At 72.8% G+C, this 16,577-nt stretch carries 14 protein-coding genes; 4 read left to right on the top strand and 10 right to left on the bottom strand.

All coding sequences use genetic code 11. The features are described from left to right. Positions 1–670: 670 nt before the first annotated feature. The 5 genes from GPA02_RS17510 to GPA02_RS17490 all read right to left on the bottom strand — a co-directional run bounded on the left by GPA02_RS17510 (position 671) and on the right by GPA02_RS17490 (position 8,059). Positions 671–2,533, bottom strand: coding sequence for an ABC transporter ATP-binding protein (locus GPA02_RS17510; RefSeq protein WP_240134127.1), 1,863 nt, complete (start codon positions 2,531–2,533; stop codon positions 671–673). Continuing rightward, positions 2,533–3,702, bottom strand: coding sequence for an ABC transporter permease (locus tag GPA02_RS17505; RefSeq protein ID WP_156201734.1), 1,170 nt, complete (start codon positions 3,700–3,702; stop codon positions 2,533–2,535). Before GPA02_RS17505 ends, GPA02_RS17510 begins: the two co-directional genes overlap by 1 nt. 2 nt (positions 3,703–3,704) lie before the next feature. Beyond that, positions 3,705–4,697: an ABC transporter permease gene (locus GPA02_RS17500; protein ID WP_156201733.1), complete on the bottom strand. Its 993-nt coding sequence runs from the start codon at positions 4,695–4,697 to the stop codon at positions 3,705–3,707. 41 nt (positions 4,698–4,738) lie between these two features. Then, complete coding sequence (locus GPA02_RS17495; RefSeq protein ID WP_156201732.1) at positions 4,739–6,676, bottom strand: ABC transporter substrate-binding protein; 1,938 nt, start codon at positions 6,674–6,676, stop codon at positions 4,739–4,741. Positions 6,677–6,838: 162 nt separating this feature from the next. Continuing rightward, entirely contained in the window at positions 6,839–8,059 is a 1,221-nt protein-coding gene (locus GPA02_RS17490) for a Gfo/Idh/MocA family protein (protein ID WP_240134126.1), read from the bottom strand. A gap of 153 nt (positions 8,060–8,212) precedes the next feature. Between GPA02_RS17490 and GPA02_RS17485 the strand changes: the two genes are divergently transcribed. After that, entirely contained in the window at positions 8,213–9,199 is a 987-nt protein-coding gene (locus tag GPA02_RS17485) for a LacI family DNA-binding transcriptional regulator (protein WP_156201731.1), read from the top strand. Between the two features lie 16 nt (positions 9,200–9,215). On the opposite strand, the gene GPA02_RS17480 is transcribed toward GPA02_RS17485, so the two are convergent. The 5 genes from GPA02_RS17480 to GPA02_RS17460 all read right to left on the bottom strand — a co-directional run bounded on the left by GPA02_RS17480 (position 9,216) and on the right by GPA02_RS17460 (position 13,617). Then, a complete protein-coding gene (locus GPA02_RS17480; RefSeq protein ID WP_156201730.1) occupies positions 9,216–10,418 on the bottom strand; it encodes an N-acetylglucosamine-6-phosphate deacetylase in 1,203 nt (400 codons plus the stop codon). Positions 10,419–10,440: 22 nt separating this feature from the next. Further along, positions 10,441–11,220 carry a 6-phosphogluconolactonase gene (locus tag GPA02_RS17475; RefSeq protein ID WP_156201729.1) on the bottom strand — a complete coding sequence of 260 codons (780 nt, stop codon included), beginning with the start codon at positions 11,218–11,220 and terminating at the stop codon, positions 10,441–10,443. A gap of 788 nt (positions 11,221–12,008) precedes the next feature. After that, the gene (locus GPA02_RS17470; protein WP_156201728.1) at positions 12,009–12,320 is read right to left on the bottom strand and encodes an AzlD domain-containing protein; all 312 of its coding nucleotides are present in this window, start codon (positions 12,318–12,320) and stop codon (positions 12,009–12,011) included. Then, entirely contained in the window at positions 12,317–13,036 is a 720-nt protein-coding gene (locus GPA02_RS17465) for an AzlC family ABC transporter permease (RefSeq protein WP_156201727.1), read from the bottom strand. The genes GPA02_RS17470 and GPA02_RS17465 overlap by 4 nt, the downstream gene beginning before the upstream one ends. Beyond that, entirely contained in the window at positions 13,033–13,617 is a 585-nt protein-coding gene (locus GPA02_RS17460; RefSeq protein WP_156201726.1) for a helix-turn-helix domain-containing protein, read from the bottom strand. The genes GPA02_RS17465 and GPA02_RS17460 overlap by 4 nt, the downstream gene beginning before the upstream one ends. Before the next feature lie 219 nt (positions 13,618–13,836). On the opposite strand from GPA02_RS17460, the gene GPA02_RS17455 reads away from it, so the two are divergent. Genes GPA02_RS17455 through GPA02_RS17445 form a run of 3 tightly spaced genes read left to right on the top strand, consistent with a single transcriptional unit; the run spans position 13,837 to position 16,449 of the window. After that, positions 13,837–14,424: an ArsR/SmtB family transcription factor gene (locus GPA02_RS17455; protein ID WP_162457813.1), complete on the top strand. Its 588-nt coding sequence runs from the start codon at positions 13,837–13,839 to the stop codon at positions 14,422–14,424. Continuing rightward, positions 14,402–15,355 (top strand): alpha/beta hydrolase family protein, encoded by a 954-nt coding sequence (locus GPA02_RS17450; RefSeq protein WP_156201724.1) that lies wholly within the window; start codon positions 14,402–14,404, stop codon positions 15,353–15,355. The genes GPA02_RS17455 and GPA02_RS17450 overlap by 23 nt, the downstream gene beginning before the upstream one ends. Positions 15,356–15,399: 44 nt before the next feature. Next, positions 15,400–16,449 carry an arabinan endo-1,5-alpha-L-arabinosidase gene (locus GPA02_RS17445; RefSeq protein ID WP_156201723.1) on the top strand — a complete coding sequence of 350 codons (1,050 nt, stop codon included), beginning with the start codon at positions 15,400–15,402 and terminating at the stop codon, positions 16,447–16,449. Positions 16,450–16,577 lie beyond the last annotated feature (128 nt).

Below are 16,577 nucleotides of genomic sequence, written 5' to 3'. Positions count from 1 at the left end.
GCCGTCGCCGCCGGCGCGCACCCGCGAGACGGCAGAAGGCACGGTGGAACCGGTAGGTGGCATGAAGTGCGGTGGAACCCAGCAAGCGAGGCCGGCGAGCTCGCTCGGCCCTCACAGTGCGGTGGAGCCCGAGCCGTGTTGCAAAGTGCGGTGAAACCGAGCGATGTTGCAATCTGCGGTGAAAGTGGGAAGCGCAGGGCTTCATCCCCCCGCGGCGACGTACCTACGAAGCCGGGAGCGGGGAGTGGGGGGGGGGGGGGGGGGGGGGGGGGGGGGGGGGGGGGGGGGGGGGGGGGGGCGGGTGGCTCCCCCGGGGGGGCGGGGGCCCCCCCCCCCCCCACGACTCCCCGATCCCCGGCGCCCCGACACACCCGATCCCGGCGGCCCGACACACCGCCTCGATGGATCGCATCGGAGCCTTGAAGCTCGGATCTCGTTCCGTCGCCCCGGGCGCCGCCGATCGTGTCGCGCCGCAGGCACCGGACCCCGGAGCGCCGGCGACCGCCTGCCCCTCCTGCAGACGGTCGCCGGCGTGCGGCCGACGGGTCGGCCTCACCCTGCACCCCAGGTTGCCGGCCGCGGAGCACCCACCGCCGCGGCCGTGCGACCAACCTAGGTCGGTCGCGAGGGTCGCGTCAGGGGGTTGCTTGACGCGTCCACGATCTGGTAGTCACGCCGCCTCCTCGGGTCGGTACACGACGCGGGGGCGGGTGCCGCGCAGCCGCGGGTCGGAGACCGGGACGGCGGAGAGCAGGGCCTGGGTGTAGCCGTGCTGCGGGTCGTCGAAGACCGCGGCGGCCGGGCCCTCCTCGACGAGGTTGCCGTAGTACATGACGGCGACCCGGTCGCAGATCTTGCGCACGACGGACAGGTCGTGGCTGATGAACAGGTAGGTGAGGCCGAGCTCGTCCTGGAGCTCGGCGAGGAGCTCGAGGATCTGGGTGCGGACGGAGACGTCGAGGGCGGAGACCGCCTCGTCGGCGACGACCAGGCGGGGCTCGGTGATGAGGGCGCGCGCGATGCCGATGCGCTGGCGCTCGCCACCGGAGAAGGCGTGCGGGTAGCGGCTGGCCATGTCGCGGCGCAGCCCGACGCGCTCCAGCATGCTCTCGACGCGGTCGTCGAGCTCGGAGCCCTGGGCGATGCCGGCGACGCGCAGCGGCTCGCCGATGACCTCACGGACGGTCATGCGCGGGTTGAGGGAGCCGTAGGGGTCCTGGAACACCATCCGGACCAGGCGCCGGTAGGGGCGCAGCTGCGCGGTCGTGAGGGTCGCGAGGTCGGTGGCGTTCTCGCCGTCGTCGTAGTGGAGCGCGCCAGCGGTGGGCCGGTAGGCCCGCATGACGCAGCGGCCGAGCGTGGTCTTGCCGCAGCCGGACTCGCCGACCAGCCCGAGGGTGGTGCCGCGCGCGATCTGCAGGCTGACGTCGTTGACGGCGACGATCCGGCTGGTCGTGCGGCGCGAGAACATCGTGCCGGAGGTGCTCTCGAACTCCATCCGCAGGCCCTCGATCGACAGCAGCGGGGTCTCGCTCGGGGCGGCGTCGTCGTGCCGCACGGTGGTGTCGACGGCGTCGCTCACCTCGACCCTCTCGGGCACCTCGTCGCTCGGGGCGCCGGTGACGGCCTCCTCGCGCTGCGGCAGGCTGGCGAGCAGCTCGCGCGTGTAGAGGTGCTGGGGGTCGTGGAAGATCTGGTCGACCGGCCCGGTCTCGAGCACCTTGCCGTGGCGCATGACGACGACGTCGTCGGCGATCTCGGCGACGACGCCGAGGTCGTGGGTGATGAACACCATCGTCATCGACAGCTCGCGCTTGAGCTCGGCGAGCAGGTCGAGGATCTGGGCCTGCGTGGTGACGTCGAGGGCCGTCGTCGGCTCGTCGGCGATGAGCAGCGCCGGGCGCGCGATGAGCGCCATCGCGATCATGGCGCGCTGCCGCATGCCGCCGGAGAGCTGGAAGGTGTAGGAGTCGACGCGCTCGGCGGCGCGCGGGATGCCGACGGCCTCGAGCTCGGCGATCACGCGCTCGCGGATCGCCTTCGGGTCGAGGTCGGTGTGCAGCTGGAGCACCTCGGCGATCTGGTTGCCGATGGTGTGCACGGGGCTGAGCGCGGACATCGGCTCCTGGAACACCAGCCCGATCTGGCCGCCGCGCACCGAGCGGATGCCGTCGCCGGTCGCCGACAGCGCTGCGAGGTCGTGCACCGGGCCGTCGGGGTCGGCGCGGAACAGGATGCGGCCGCCCTCGACGAGGCCGGGGTTGTCGACGACCTGGATGATCGAGCGGGCGGTCGCGGACTTGCCCGACCCGGACTCGCCGACGATGCAGGTGGTGCGGCCGCGTCGCACGGTGAGGCTGACGTCGTCGACGGCGTGGACGACGCCGGCGTCGGTGCGGAACGTCGTGCGCAGGTTCTGGACGTCGAGGATCGCGTCCGGCTCGGACAGCTCCTCGGCGGGCACGGCGACGGCGGCGAGCTCGCGCGGGGCTCGCACCGGTGCCATGCGGCGGCGACGGCGGGATCGCAGCATCAGGTCGACCTCTTCCCGTAGGGGTCGGCGGAGTCGCGGAGCCCGTCGCCGACGAAGTTGAACGCGACGACGGCGAGCACCACGGCGACACCCGGCAGCAGCAGCCACGGGGCGGTCGCGATGACGTTGACGTTCTGGGCGTCCTGCAGCAGCACACCCCACGAGACCGCGGGCGAGCGCAGCCCCAGCCCGAGGAAGGACAGCGCGGTCTCGGACAGGATCATCGCGGGCACCGCGAGCGACACGGTCGCGATGATGTGGGAGGTGAAGGCGGGCACCATGTGCCGGAAGATGATCCGGGTGGTGGGGACGCCGTCGAGCGTGGCCGCGAGCACGTAGTCCTCGTCGCGGATCTGCAGCAGCCGGCCGCGGATGACCCGGGCGAGGCTGGTCCAGCCGAGCAGCGACAGGATGACGGTGATCATCAGGTAGGTCGGTACCGGCCCCCACTGCGGCGGCACCGAGGCCGCGAGGCCGAGCCACAGCGGCAGCGTCGGGATCGACATGAACAGCTCGATGACGCGTTGCAGCACGGCGTCGACCGTGCCGCCGAAGTAGCCGGAGATGCCGCCGAGCAGCAGCCCCAGCAGCAGCGAGATCGCGACGCCGACGAGTCCGATCGACAGCGAGATCTGCGAGCCGTAGATGATCTTCGACAGCAGGTCGGCGCCGGTGCGGTCCGCGCCCAGCGGGTACCAGCGCTCGCCCGGCTCGCTCGGCCCGAAGAGGTGGATGTCGGTCTCGACGAGGCCGAGCAGGCGGTAGCTGTCGCCGTGCACGAAGAAGCGCAGGTGCACGTGCTCGCTCTCGTCCGGCGTGAACACCGGGGCGAGGGTCTCCGGGTCGGTGTGCCCCGTCGTCGGGTGCACGAACAACCCCTCCTGCAGCGAGAACCGGGGCACCTGCGGCGGGTGGTAGGCGTGCTCGCCGCTGTAGGTCGTCGTCGAGAACGGCGCGAAGAAGCCGGCGAACGCGGCGACGACGTACATCGCCACGAGCAGCACCAGGCCGACCATCGCGAGCCGGTGCTTGCGGAACCGCCACCAGATCAGCCGGCGCTGCGACGCCGAGGCGACGTCGCGGCTGCTGCGGCCGGTCTCGGTGGCGAGGTCGGCGGTGGTGCCCGCCTCGTCGTCGGGCGTGGCCTGCGGGAGCTGCGGCTGGACCATGCTCAGGCCTTCCCGAACCGGACGCGGGGGTCGACGGCGGCGAGCAGCAGGTCGGAGATGAACGTGCCGACGACGGTGAGCACCGCGACGATGAGGATGATGCCTCCCGCGAGGTACATGTCCTGCGAGCGCAGCGCGCCGAGCAGCAGCGGTCCGGTCGTGCCCAGCGCGAGCACGGTCGCGACGATCACCTCGCCGTCGAAGATCTGCGGGATGTTCCACCCGGCCGTGGAGACGAACGGGTTGAGCGCGATGCGCAGCGGGTACTTGCGGATGATCCGTCCCTCCGGCAGCCCCTTCGCGCGCGCGGTCGTGACGTAGGGCTTGTGCAGCTCGTCGAGCATGTTGGCGCGGGTGGTGCGGATGATGCCGGCGGTGCCCGCGAGCGCGATGACGACGACCGGGATCCACAGGTGCCCGAACAGGTCGAGCACCCGGTCGAGGCTCCACGGCGCGTTGACGTACTCGGGCGAGAACAGCCCGCCGACGCTCTGCCCGAAGAAGCGGAACCCGATGTAGGCGAGTGCGAGCGCGGCGAGGAAGTTCGGCACCGCCAGCGCGACGAAGCCGAGGACCGAGATCGTGTAGTCGGCGGCCGAGTGCTGCCGGATCGCGGAGATGACGCCGGCGGGCAGCGCGATCGCCCAGGTGAGCACGAGCGTCGTGAGGCCCAGCAGCACCGTCAGCCCGAGCCGCTCGGAGATCAGCCCGCCGACCGGGCGCTGGTACTGGAAGGACAGGCCGAAGTCACCGTGCAGGACGATGTTGGAGATCCACTTCCAGTACTGCACCCAGAACGGCTCGCCGATGCCGTAGCGCACCCGCAGCGCCTCGAGCTGCGCCGGGTCGAGGCTCTCGCCCTGCGCCTCGAGCGAGGCGATCTGCGTCGTCAGGAAGTCGCCCGGCGGCAGCTGGATGATGAAGAACGAGATGATCGAGATGGCGATCAGCGTCGGGATGACGTGCAGGATCCGATGGATCGTGAACCGGAGCACTCATCCTCCTCACGTGGTCGGCGCCGCAGGGGCGACGGCGATCAGGACCCGGTGAACGAGATCTGCTCCGGCTTCGTGATGCCCTCACGACCGTAGTAGAAGGACAGCTTCGGCTCGTCGTCGCGGACGCCGCGCAGGTCGTCGGTGACGATGACCGGCTGGAACGGCAGCCCCAGCAGGCCGATCGCGTAGACGTTCTCGTCGTGCTGGGTGACGATCGCCCGGCCGGCGGCCAGCCGCTCCTCGTCGTTGGGGGCGCCGCGCAGCGCGTCCCAGCTGTCCATGAGCCGCTTGATCTCCTCGGGCGGCTCCATGCCCTCGGCGCCGTTGGTCGCGTACCACTGCCCGTAGGCGGGCGCGAAGTGGCTGTTGTTGCCGGTCGGGACGTACCAGACCGGCTCCATGTCGAAGTCGTCGCTGGGCATCGGGGTGCCGTCGAGGTCGAAGTCGTTCGCGACCCGCAGCTCGGCGTACAGGGTCGGGTCGACGGGCCGCAGGCTGATGCGGACGCCGATCTCCTCCCAGTACCGCTGCACCATCGTGAACGCGTCGCTGGTCGCCACGCCCGCGGTGCTGTCGACGTAGAGCAGCACGAGCTCCAGCGGTGCACCGTCCGGGCGCTGCCGGCGGCCGTCGCTGCCGCGCGTGAGCCCGAGCCCGTCGAGGAGCTCGTTGGCCCGGTCGACGTCGTGCTCGAGGTGGCGGGTTCCGGTGCCCTCGACGTAGTAGTCGGAGGTCTCGGTCGCGAGCGGCTGCCGGACGTCGCCGAGGCCGCCCAACATCGTCGTGTTCATGTCCTCGCGGTCGATCGCGAGCGAGAGCGCGGCGCGGAAGTCGGGTTCCATGAACAGCTCGCGCAGCACCTCGTCCTGGTGGGAGAGGTTGGGGCAGATCGACAGCAGCGTCGCGTCGTTGCGCCACCGCAGCATCCGGTAGCCGTTGCTCTCCTCGTTCTGCAGGAACACCTGCGCCGAGTTGTAGCCGAGGTTGTGACCCTGGAAGTTCAGGTCGCCGTTGGCGGCGCGCAGGTCGATCGCGTCCTGCGCGAGCACCTGCACCTGGATGTTGTCGATGTACGGCAGCTGGCGGCCGTCGCCGTCGACCTTCCAGTAGTAGGGGTTGCGCTCGAGCGAGGCGGTGCCGCTCTGGGCGTTGGCGGGGCTGGCCACCCGGTAGGCGCCGAGCACCGGGCGCTCGGGGTTGGTCCACCAGTTGTCGCGGTCCCAGAAGTACTGGTCCCAGGAGTCGAAGCCGGCGGCCTTCGCGGCGGCGTCGACCTCGTCGGGGTCGGCGTGGTCGGCGTGGAACTGCTCGAGGTAGTGCTTCGGCTTGAGGAACTGGTGGCTCACCGCCGGGTGGCACATGTACTTCTCGAAGAGCGCGAACGGGTTGTTGTACCGGAAGATCACGGTGCGCTCGTCCGGCGTCTCGACCGTCGGCCGGTCGTCGCCGTCGCTGAACCAGAACGGCGCTGCGGGGATCATCGTGGGGTTGCGCAGCACGTCGTCGACCGTGAAGGCGAGGTCGGCGGAGGTGAACGGCTCGCCGTCGGACCACTTGAGGCCCTCGCGCAGCACGAACGTGAACTCGGTGTTGGTGTCGTTCTTGCTGAACTCGACGGCGAGGCTCGGCTCGGCGGCGTCGGCCGCCCAGGTCCACTCCAGCAGCCCGACCGCGGCGAACGCCGTCAGGGCGCCCGAGTCGTTGACGTCGAGCTGGGCGCGCTGCAGCGTGCCGCCGTAGCGTCCCGGCCCGTCGTGCACCTCGACGACCTTTGGCTCGGCGGGGAGACGCTCGCCCAGCTCGGGCAGCTCACCGGCCTCGACGCGCTCGGCCAGCATCGGCGACTCGAGCGCGTCCTCGGCCCCGTCGAAGGGGTTCGGCGGCTCGTCGCTCGAGCAGGCGGTGAGGATCGCCGCAGCGGCCCCGCCCCCCATGAGCAGCAGCGTCCTGCGGGTCAGGTGCGGGGACTGGGTCATCGCTCTCCTCCTGGGTGACGCGCATCGGTGCAGCGTTCCGGTCGACGGCCGCCCGGATCGTCGGGCCGCGTGCCCGTCACCCGACGGGGTGGGCCGTGCGACGGCGGGTCGGCTGCCGATGACAATAGCACCGCAAGCGGTTGCGGCAATACCACTCCGCTGTCATCGGGGCTGCCCGGCGTCGAAGTAGTCGCGCAGCTCGGGGTCCAGCGGCGGCACCGCCAGCGCCGAGGAGTCCGACCGCATCGACGCCGTCGCGGTGGCCGCGGTGGCGACCGCCTCGCGCGCCGCGACGACCGACGTGCGGGTCGGCGCACCGGTGCGCACGAACGCGAGGAACTCGCGCAGCAGCGCGGGGTCGGCACCGTGGTGGCCGCCCGGCACGTGCGGGATCGGGATCTCCTCGTGGCCGTGCTCGAGGAACTCCGAGCGGCGGTTCCAGAGCCGGACCACGCCGCCCTCGCCGAGGCCGAAGTTCTCGATCCGGCCCTCGGTGCCGATGATCGTGTAGTTGCGCCAGTAGTCGGGCGTGAAGTGGCACTCCGAGTACGTCGCGTAGACGCCGTTGTCCATGCGCATCGTCACCATCGAGAGGTCCTCGACGTCGATGACAGGGTGCAGGCCCGTCTGCGCCAGCGGCGGCCAGTTCTTCTCGCGGTCGAGCCAGTCGGTGACCAGCTGGCCGCTGCGGTCCTGCCGGTCGGTCACCTCGCCGTAGACGGTCAGCTCACCCATCGCGCTGACCGTGCGCGTGTAGCCCCCCGCGATCCAGTGGATGACGTCGATGTCGTGGGCGCCCTTCTGCAGCAGCAGCGAGTTCACGTTCGCGCGCTCGGCGTGCCAGTCCTTGAAGAACCGGTCGCCGCCGTCGCCCACGAAGTAGCGACACCAGATCGCCTTGACCTGCCCGATCCGCCCCTCGGCGACCAGGCGCTGCATGAGCGCGATCACCGGCATGTGGCGCATGTTGTGGCCGACGTAGAGGCGGCTGCCGGTCTCGCGTGCGACGGCGAGCATCCGGTCGGCGTCGGAGACCGTCGTCGCCATCGGCTTGTCGACGAACACCGCGACGCCGGCGCGCATGAGCGCGATCGCGTGGTCGGCGTGCTGGTGGTCGCGCGAGGTGACGAACGCGGCGTCGAGACCGGCGTCGCACAGGGCCGCGACGTCGTCGTGCACCGCGACGTCCTCGCCGAACCGCTCGACGGCGCGCCGATGGGCGCGCGGGTCGGGGTCGGCGACCGCGACGACCTGCGCAGCGGGGTCGAGGTCGACGGCGGTGCGGGCGATGATGCCGCGGTTGCCGTTGCCCACGAGGCCGAGGCGCAGCGGGCGCACGCTCTCGTCGGTGGCGGTGACGGTCGGGCTCGCGTGGCTGGTCATGCGCGCCCACGCTACGGAACGCAAGCGGTTGCGGCAAGGTCTCAGGATGTCGGTGCGGGGACCCTGGCGTCGGCTGCGTGCTGCGCTAACCTCGTGCGCACGCTGCCGCACGAACCCGCTGTGCGACAACCGATGAAGGGGACGGGAAGGACCATGGCGGTCACGCTCGCGGACGTCGCGCGCGCCGTCGGCGTCTCGGCGTCCACGGTCTCGCGCGCGCTGTCCGGCACCGAGAAGGTCAACGAGGCGACCCGGCAGCGCATCGTCAAGGCGGCCGCGGAGATGGGCTACGAGCCCAACCAGGTGGCGCGCTCGCTCACCTCGGGGCGCAACGACCTCATCGGGCTGATCGTCCCCGACATCGCCAACCCGTTCTTCCCGCCGATCATCAAGGCGGTGCAGTCGCGCGCCGCGAGCCGCGGCAAGACCGTGCTGATCGCCGACGTCGACGAGCACCCCGCCGACGAGATCAAGCGGGCGCGGGTCATGCACAAGCGCGTCGACGGCCTCATCGTCGTGTCGCCGCGCACGCCGGACGAGTCGCTCGCCGAGCTCGTCGAGCTGCAGCCGATCGTGTTCGTCAACCGCGAGGTGCCGGGCGCCACGAGCGTGCTGGTCGACGCCTCGGAGGGCATCCAGGAGGCGGTCGAGCACCTCGCGTCGCTCGGTCACACCCGCATCGGCTACCTCAACGGCCCGCGCCGGTCGTGGTCGAACTCGCAGCGGCGCACCGCGGTCCGCCGCGCGTGCGAGGAGCTGGGTGTCGAGCTCGTCGAGCTCGGCCCGTTCGAGCCGCAGATCCAGGCCGGCGTGCTCGCGGCCGACCTCGTGCACAGCAAGGACCTCACCGCCGTCGTCGCCTACGACGACCTCATCGCGCTCGGGCTGATGGCGCGCATGACCGAGCGCGGCGTCAAGGTCGGGCCGGACATCTCGGTCATCGGCATCGACGACAGCCCGATGTCGGGCATGGCCTACCCGACGCTCACCTCGATCCACGTGCCGGGCAGCCGCAGCGGCATGACCGCCGTCGACCTCGTGCTCGACCTCGGCGAGGGAGCGACCAGCACGCCCAAGGTCGTGCAGCTGGAGACGCGCCTGATCATCCGCGGCAGCACCGCACCGGCGCCGCACCGCTGAGCAGGTCGGCGAGCCGTCAGGGCTCGACGGCGACCCCGCGCACCCAGGTGCGCCACGGCCGCAGCCGCTCGTCGAGCACGAGCACGTCGGCGTCGAAGCCGGGCGCCAGCCTGCCCTTGCGGTGCCCGACACCGGCGATCGCCGCCGGTCGCGTGCTCAGCATCGCGACCGCCTCGGTCACCGGCCAGCCGAGGTCGACGCACAGGTGGGCGAGCATCCCGTCGAGCGTCGTGGTGCTGCCGCCGAAGGCCGGTGCACCGACCACCATGCCGACGCCGCCGCGCACCACGCACCGGACCGTGGCGAGCTCGTAGGTCCACCCCTCCGGCATGCCCGCGCCCGCGGTCGCGTCCGACACCACGACCAGCCGGTCGCCGAGGCAGCGGCGGGCGATCTCGAGCAGCTCGGCCGGGAGGTGCCGACCGTCGGCGATGACCTCGGCGGTGAGCGTGCTGCTGGCGAGCGACGCCTCGAGCAGCCCTGGCAGCCGCCACGGTCCCGACCGGGTGACGCTCGACTGCCCGCTCCACAGGTGCGTGACGTGGCTCAGCCCGGCAGCCTCGGCGGCCGCGAGCTCCTCCGGCCCGGCCTCGCTGTGCCCCGCCGCCACCACGGCACCGGCGGCCACGAGTCGCTGCACGGCGGCGACCGCTCCGGGCAGCTCGGGCGCGAGCGTCACCATCGCGGGGCGTGCCCGGGCGAGCCGCTCGACGGCGTCCGGCTCGGGGGCGCGCAGCAGCGCGGGGTCGTGGGCACCGCACTGGGCGTGGGCCAGGAACGGTCCCTCGAGGTGCGCACCGAGCAGCTCGGCGCCGTCGGGCACCGGCCGCTCGCGCCACGCGGCGAGCGCCTCCGCGCGGCGCGCCATCGCCTCGACGTCGTCGGAGACCAGCGAGGCCGCCGTCGCGGTGACGCCTGCGCGCGCGAGGTGACGCAGGATGCTCGGCACGGCGCCGTCGTCGTCCTCGGGAGCCCCGGGCGGCGCGACCTCTTCGAAGGAGCGGCCGGCGGCCCCGTGCAGGTGCAGGTCGATCAGGCCCGGCACGACGAGCCGACCGCCGACGTCGACCACCTCGGCGGCCGGGGCCGCCAGCGCGCCGGCGGTCACGGTGGCGACGACGCCGCCGTCGAGCACGACGGTGCCGGGACGCACCCGGCCGTCGGGCATGAGCACCCGCCCGCCCGTGATCGCGGTGGTGCGGCTCGCGCTCGGCGGCATCAGGCTCCGTCCCGAGCCGGGCTCAGCCGGCTGCGGGAAGCAGTTCGGCCGACTCCGGCTCGAGGAACAGTGTGGCGTGCGGCGCCTCGCGCAGCCGCGTGGCCGGGCAGGCGTTGCTGATCTCCTGCGACAGCGCGGCGGCGACGGCAGCGGACTTGCGCCGCTCGGGCACGCAGACCTGCACGGACGCCGCGCTCAGCAGCGCGGGGATCGTCAGCGAGATCGCGGTGCGGGGCGTGGACGCTGCGTCCGGGAAGTGCCCCTCACCCACCTGCTGCTGCACGGACTCGTCGGTCAGCGTGATGATGCGCGCCCAGCGCTCGTCGTCGAAGTCGGCCTCGTAGGGCTCGTTGAACGCGAGGTGCCCGTTCTCGCCGATGCCCATGCAGACGAGGTCGAGCGGCGCCTCGCGCAGCAGCGCCTCGTACCGCGCGGCCTCGGCCTCGGCGTCGGGTGCGTCGCCCTCGATGTAGTGGACGGCGGCGGGCGAGAACGGCTCCTCGATGCGCTCACGGATCCAGCGGCGGAACGCCGCGGGGTGGTCGGCGTCGATGCCGACGTACTCGTCCATGTGGAACGCGGTGACGTGGTCCCACGGGATGTCCTGCTCGCGCAGCGCCTCGACGAACGCGAACTGCGAGTTGCCGGTGGCGACGACGACGCGCGCGTGCCCGCGCGCCTCGACGGCCGCGCGGATCGTCTCGGCCGCCCGCTCGGCCGCGGCCACACCCATCTCACGCTCCGAGGCGTACACCTCCACGGGGAGCTGTCCGGCGGTGAACGTGCTGGTCGGCTCGGGCATGGGAGGTCCTCCTGCGGTGATCGGGTACGAACGGCGCGGCCCCGCGCCGGGTGCAACGGTACCGCAAGCGGTTGCGGTCTGCTTGCACCCCTCCACTTTCACCGCACTTCGGAACACACCCCGCTTTCACCGCACTTTGGAACACCCCACTTTCACCGCACTTCTTGCCGCGGACGGCGGGGAGGGTCTGGCCTACCGCCTCTCCGACCTCCACCGTCCGACCCCGAAGCACCTTTCGGACCAGAGCCCGACGACGGCCCACCGAACCGCCGCGTCCCACCGTCGACCTCCGCGAGAGACTGCGATCGCGAGATGCGTGCAGCGCCGTCGTCGGACCGAGCAGCCGACGGAGCGGTGTGGCTCCGGCCGCGGCAAGACGTGCGGTGGAACCGAGGGGCGGCAAGAGGTGCGGTGAAATCGAGCGAGGCGAGGCCGGCGAGCTCGCTCGGCCCTCGGGGTGCGGTGAGGCCGGGCCGTGTTGCACAGTGCGTGAGGCCGAGCCCGTTGCAAAGTGCCGTGAAACCGGCCGATGTTCCAAAGTGCGGTGAAAGTGGGAAGTGCAGGGCTTCACCGCTCCCGCGGTGACGTGCCTACGAAGCCGGGAGCGGGGAGTCGTGCGCGCGAGGCTGGATGGGCCTGGCGGGAGCGAGCGAGGAACGAGCGAGCGAGTGGTCGCCTCGCGCGCACGACTCCCCGCTCCCCGGCGCCCCGACTCCCCGCCCCGGGTCCCCGGCGCCCCGGCCACGCCGGATCCCTCGGCGTGCCCCCACGCAGCCGATGCCTTCCTTTCACCCCCACCCGAGCGCGCGCACGAGAGCGGCGGACACGGCCCCGAGCACCACGACGACGATGAACGGTGCCCGCAGCAGCAGCGCGAGGGCGGCGACCGCGATCGCGACGAGGCGGGCGTCGACGACGAGGGCGGAGCCGGAGGCGAAGGTCTGCGAGACGACGAGCGCGGCGAGCAGACCGCACGTCACCATGGCCGCGGTGTGGGAGACGCGGGGGTTGTCGAGGACCTCGGTGGGCACGAGGTAGCCGGCGAGCTTGATCGCCAAGCATGCGAGGGCGGCCACGAGCACCCACAGCCACAGGCTCATGCGGGGGCCTCCTGCTCGTCGGCGCGCACGTGCGGCGGCTCGCGGTACTGGAACCACGCGACGACGGCGGTGACGGCGGCCGCCGCCAGCACCGGGATGCCGGCCGGCACCAGCGGGATCGTGATCGCGGCGACGAGCGCCGCCACGACGCCGATCGCCTGCGCCTGGCGGCGCGCGAGCCGCGGCCACAGGAGCGCGAGGAAGGCTGCCGCGGCTGCGCCGTCCAGCCCCCAGCGGGCCGGGTCGCCCAGCACGTCACCGAGCAGGGCCCCGCCCAGGGTCGCGAGGTTCCAGAACCCGAAGACCGCCAGACCGGTCGCCCAGAAGCCCGCCCGGCGTGCCGGCAGGTCGTCCGCGGGCTGCGCGAGCGCGACCGCCGTCGACTCGTCGATCGTCAGGTGCGCCGCCGCCGGCTTCCACCGGCCGCGCGGCCGCAGCAGCGACGCCATCTGCAGCCCGTACAGGCTGTTGCGCACGCCGAGGAGCGCGGCGGTCGCCGTCGCCGCCGCACCCGCGCCGCCCGCGCCGATCACGCCGATGAACGCGAACTGGCTGCCGCCGGTGAACATGAGCAGCGACAGCACGCACGTCTGCCAGACGTCGAGCCCCGCGGCCACCGAGAGCGCGCCGAAGGAGATCCCGTACGCGCCCGTCGCCAGCCCGACCGACACCCCCTGCCGGACGGCGGAGCGGACCCCCGGGGCGGAGCGGCTCATGATCCCGGGTGCTGCATGACCAGCACCATCCAGGACCCCGGCTCGAGCGCCTCGTAGCTGTGCGCGACGTCGCCCGGAAAGCTGACGTAGTCGCCCGGGCCGGCCTCGACCGGCCCGCTCACCGGCCCCACCCGCACGCGGCCCGCCGCGACGACGGCGTGCTCGACCGAGCCGCTGGGATGCGGGTCCGCCCGCCGCGGCTCGCCGGGCTCCAGCTCGATGACGAAGACGTCGCGCCGCTCGTGCGACCGGCCGGGTGCGAGCAGCGCCGCCGCGTAGTCGGCCTGCGTCGACGGGATCGAGGCCCGGTCGGCCGCGCGGATCACCTGGACCGGCGCCGTCCGGGTCTCGACGAGCCGCGCGAACGGGATGCCGAGGGCGCTCGCGACCGCCCAGAGCGTCTCGACCGACGGGTTGCCCGCCGCTGCCTCCAGCTGTGACAGCGTCGACTTCGACACCCCCGCGGCCCGCGCCAGCTCGCTCAGCGACACGCCCGCGCGCCGCCGCTCGGCCCGAAGGTTGCTCGCGATCTGCGCCAGCGGCGACGGCGTGACCTCGCCCGCCGCCAGCGGTCCTCCCATCTGCACCGGTCCTGTATATCAGACGTTCGTTCGCCACATCGAACAGACGTCTCGCGCGACCCACGCCCGGCCCCACACACCGAGCTCGCACCCTCGCGCCGAGCCCGCACCATGCGCCGTGCGAACTCGGCGAGAAGGTGCGACCTCGGCGGCAGGTCGCCATTACCAAAGACACCTTTGACATCACGGATGCCAAAGCATACTTTGGCATCCGTGCGCATGACGGACCCCACCACGCTGCGAGCGCTCGCCCACCCGCTGCGGCTCGATCTCATCGAGCTGCTCGGCACGATCGGGCCCGCGACCGCGGCGACCTGCGCGCGTCATCTCGGCGTCTCGCAGGCCAGTGCCTCCTTCCACCTGCGTCAGCTCGAGGCCTACGGCTTCGCCGAGCGCGCACCCGCCACCGGTGACCGGCGCGAGCGGCCCTGGCGCGTCACCGACGTCGAGCAGTCCTGGTCGTCGACCGACTCCGGCGCGGCGGCACAGGCGCTCGAGCAGGTGTTCGTCGAGCGCGAGGCCGCGCGCATCCTGGCGTGGAGCACCGCGACCGACGAGCCCGAGGGGTGGCGCCGCGCGTCCTTCCTCGGCGGCGCCACGGTGCCGATGACACCCGAGGAGCTCGCCGACGTCGGCGCGCAGCTCTCGGAGGTCCTGGCCCCCTACGTCGCCCGGTTGGGCGACCCCGCCGCCGCGCCCGACGGCGCCCGCTTCGTCCGCGTGCTGCTCGCCGGCACGCCGCTGCCCCATCTCGACCCGGAACCGACCAGCAACGAGGTGCGCCATGACCGAGACCCTGACGACTGAGTGGACCAGCGTCCCCACCGCGGTGGGCGACCTGCGCGCGCTCGTGCACGTGCCGACCTCGCTCGGCGACGACGAGCGCCGCCCCGGCGTCGTGCTCGTCGACGGCTCCGGCGACGGCGCGTGCGACGACTGGGGCGGCTGGCCGGAGTGGGTGGCCTCGTGCGGGGCCGTCGTGCTCACGCACGACAAGCCCGGCTGCGGCGGCTCGCCCGGGCACTGGACGGGGCAGACGCTCGCCGACCGTGCAGCGGAGTCGCTGGCGGCGATCGAGGTGCTGCGCGCCCACCCGCGCTGCGCAGGGCAGCCGGTCGGCCTGCTCGGCGTGAGCCAGGGCGGCTGGGTGTCGCTGCTCGCGTCCGCGACCGGCGGCCCCGACTTCGTCGTCTCGATCTCCGGGCCGGGCGTCTCACCCGCGGAGCAGGAGCGCGACCGCATCTCGCGCGAGATCGCCGACCTCCCGCCCGCGCAGCACGCGGCCGCGATGGCATGGGTCGACGAGCGCTGCGCCCGGCTGGTCGCGGGCGAGCCGGTCGAGGAGGTGCTCGCCGACCAGCTGCGGTTCGCCGACGAACCCTGGTACCCGGCGGTCTCGTTCGTCTACGACGACCCGCGGAACCTGGCCTTCGCGGCGGGGATGCTCGACTTCGACCCGCTGCCGGTGCTGCGGCAGGTCACCTCGCCGGTGCTCGCGCTGTTCGGCGGCGCCGACACGATCATCCCGGTCGCCGAGAGCGTCGTCGCGTACACCGAGAACCTCCCGACGCTCGAGGCGGGCGAGCACGGGCTGGCGGTGTTCCCGCGCGGGAACCACGGCCTGTTCGTGGCCGACCCGGACCCGGAGGTGCCGCGCGGCGACCAGCTCGCCGCCGGCTTCCTGCCGATGCTGACCGGCTTCCTCGCCGACGCCCGGGTGCGTGAGCCGGCGGCCTGACCCGCGCCGGAGCCGCTCGCGACGCCGTCGATAGGGTCGACGGCATGCGGATCCCACGGTCGCGTACCGCCACCCGCCTGCTCGCCCTGGGCGCCGTCGCAGCCGCCGTGGCGCTCGTGCTGCCGGCCTGCGCGGCGGACCCGCCCGCCGCGACCGAGGTCGCCGTCGCGGGCGACATCACGACGCACGACCCGGCGCTCGTCGTGACCAACGACGCCTGGTACGTCTTCTCGACCGGCGACCCCGCCGTCGGCGGTGGCGCCCCGCAGGTGCGCCGCTCGACCGACGACGGCGCGACCTGGGAGATGCTCGGCACCGTGTGGGACGCCGACACCCGGCCGGAGTGGGCCTACGAGGCCGTCCCGGGCGCGACGAACGTGTGGGCCCCCGAGGTGGTCGAGCACGACGGCGTCTATCACCTCTACTACTCGGTCTCGACGTTCGGCCGGAACACCTCGGTCATCGGCCTGACGACGAACGTCACGCTCGACCCCGACGACCCCGACCACGCGTGGACCGACCAGGGGATGGTGTGGTCGTCGTCGCCCGGCGACCCGTACAACGCGATCGACCCGGGCGTCATCACCGACGAGTCGGGCACGCCGTGGCTGGCGTTCGGGTCCTTCTGGGGCGGCATCCAGCTGCTCGAGCTCGAGTGGCCCAGCGGCAAGCCCGTCGAGGGCGCCGAGCCGGTGACGATCGCGAGCCGCGGCACCGCCGAGAACGCGATCGAGGCGCCGTACCTGTACCGGCACGGCGACTGGTACTACCTGTTCGTCGCCCGGGACCGGTGCTGCGCCGGCCTGGACTCGACGTACAACATCGCGGTCGGTCGCGCCGAGGAGGTGACCGGCCCCTACCTCGGCCCGGACGGCACCCCGATGACGCAGGACGGCGGGCTGGCGCTGCTGGGCACGATCGGCAACATGGTCGGCCCCGGCGGGCAGTCGGTCTCCGAGGGCCGGCTCGCCTTCCACTTCTACGACGGCGCGGCGGACGGTGCCTTCCGGCTCGCGGTCCGCGAGCTCGCCTGGGACGACGACGGCTGGCCGGTGGCGATGACCGCCGAGGAGCTCGCAGCGGCGTCCGACTAGGTGTACTCGGTCAGCACGTTGGTGACACGGATGTAGGGAGAAGGCCTCCATTCTGAGTGGTGTTCAACGTCACTCGAGGGAGGCCTTCTCTTGGTCCACCGTAATGCGCGGCTCGCTCCGGCCGGTCG

The organism is Actinotalea caeni (assembly GCF_009733795.1).
Lineage (GTDB): Bacteria > Actinomycetota > Actinomycetes > Actinomycetales > Beutenbergiaceae > Pseudactinotalea > Pseudactinotalea caeni.
Note: the sequence above shows the minus strand (reverse complement) of the source record. Positions and strands in the feature narration are given on the sequence as shown.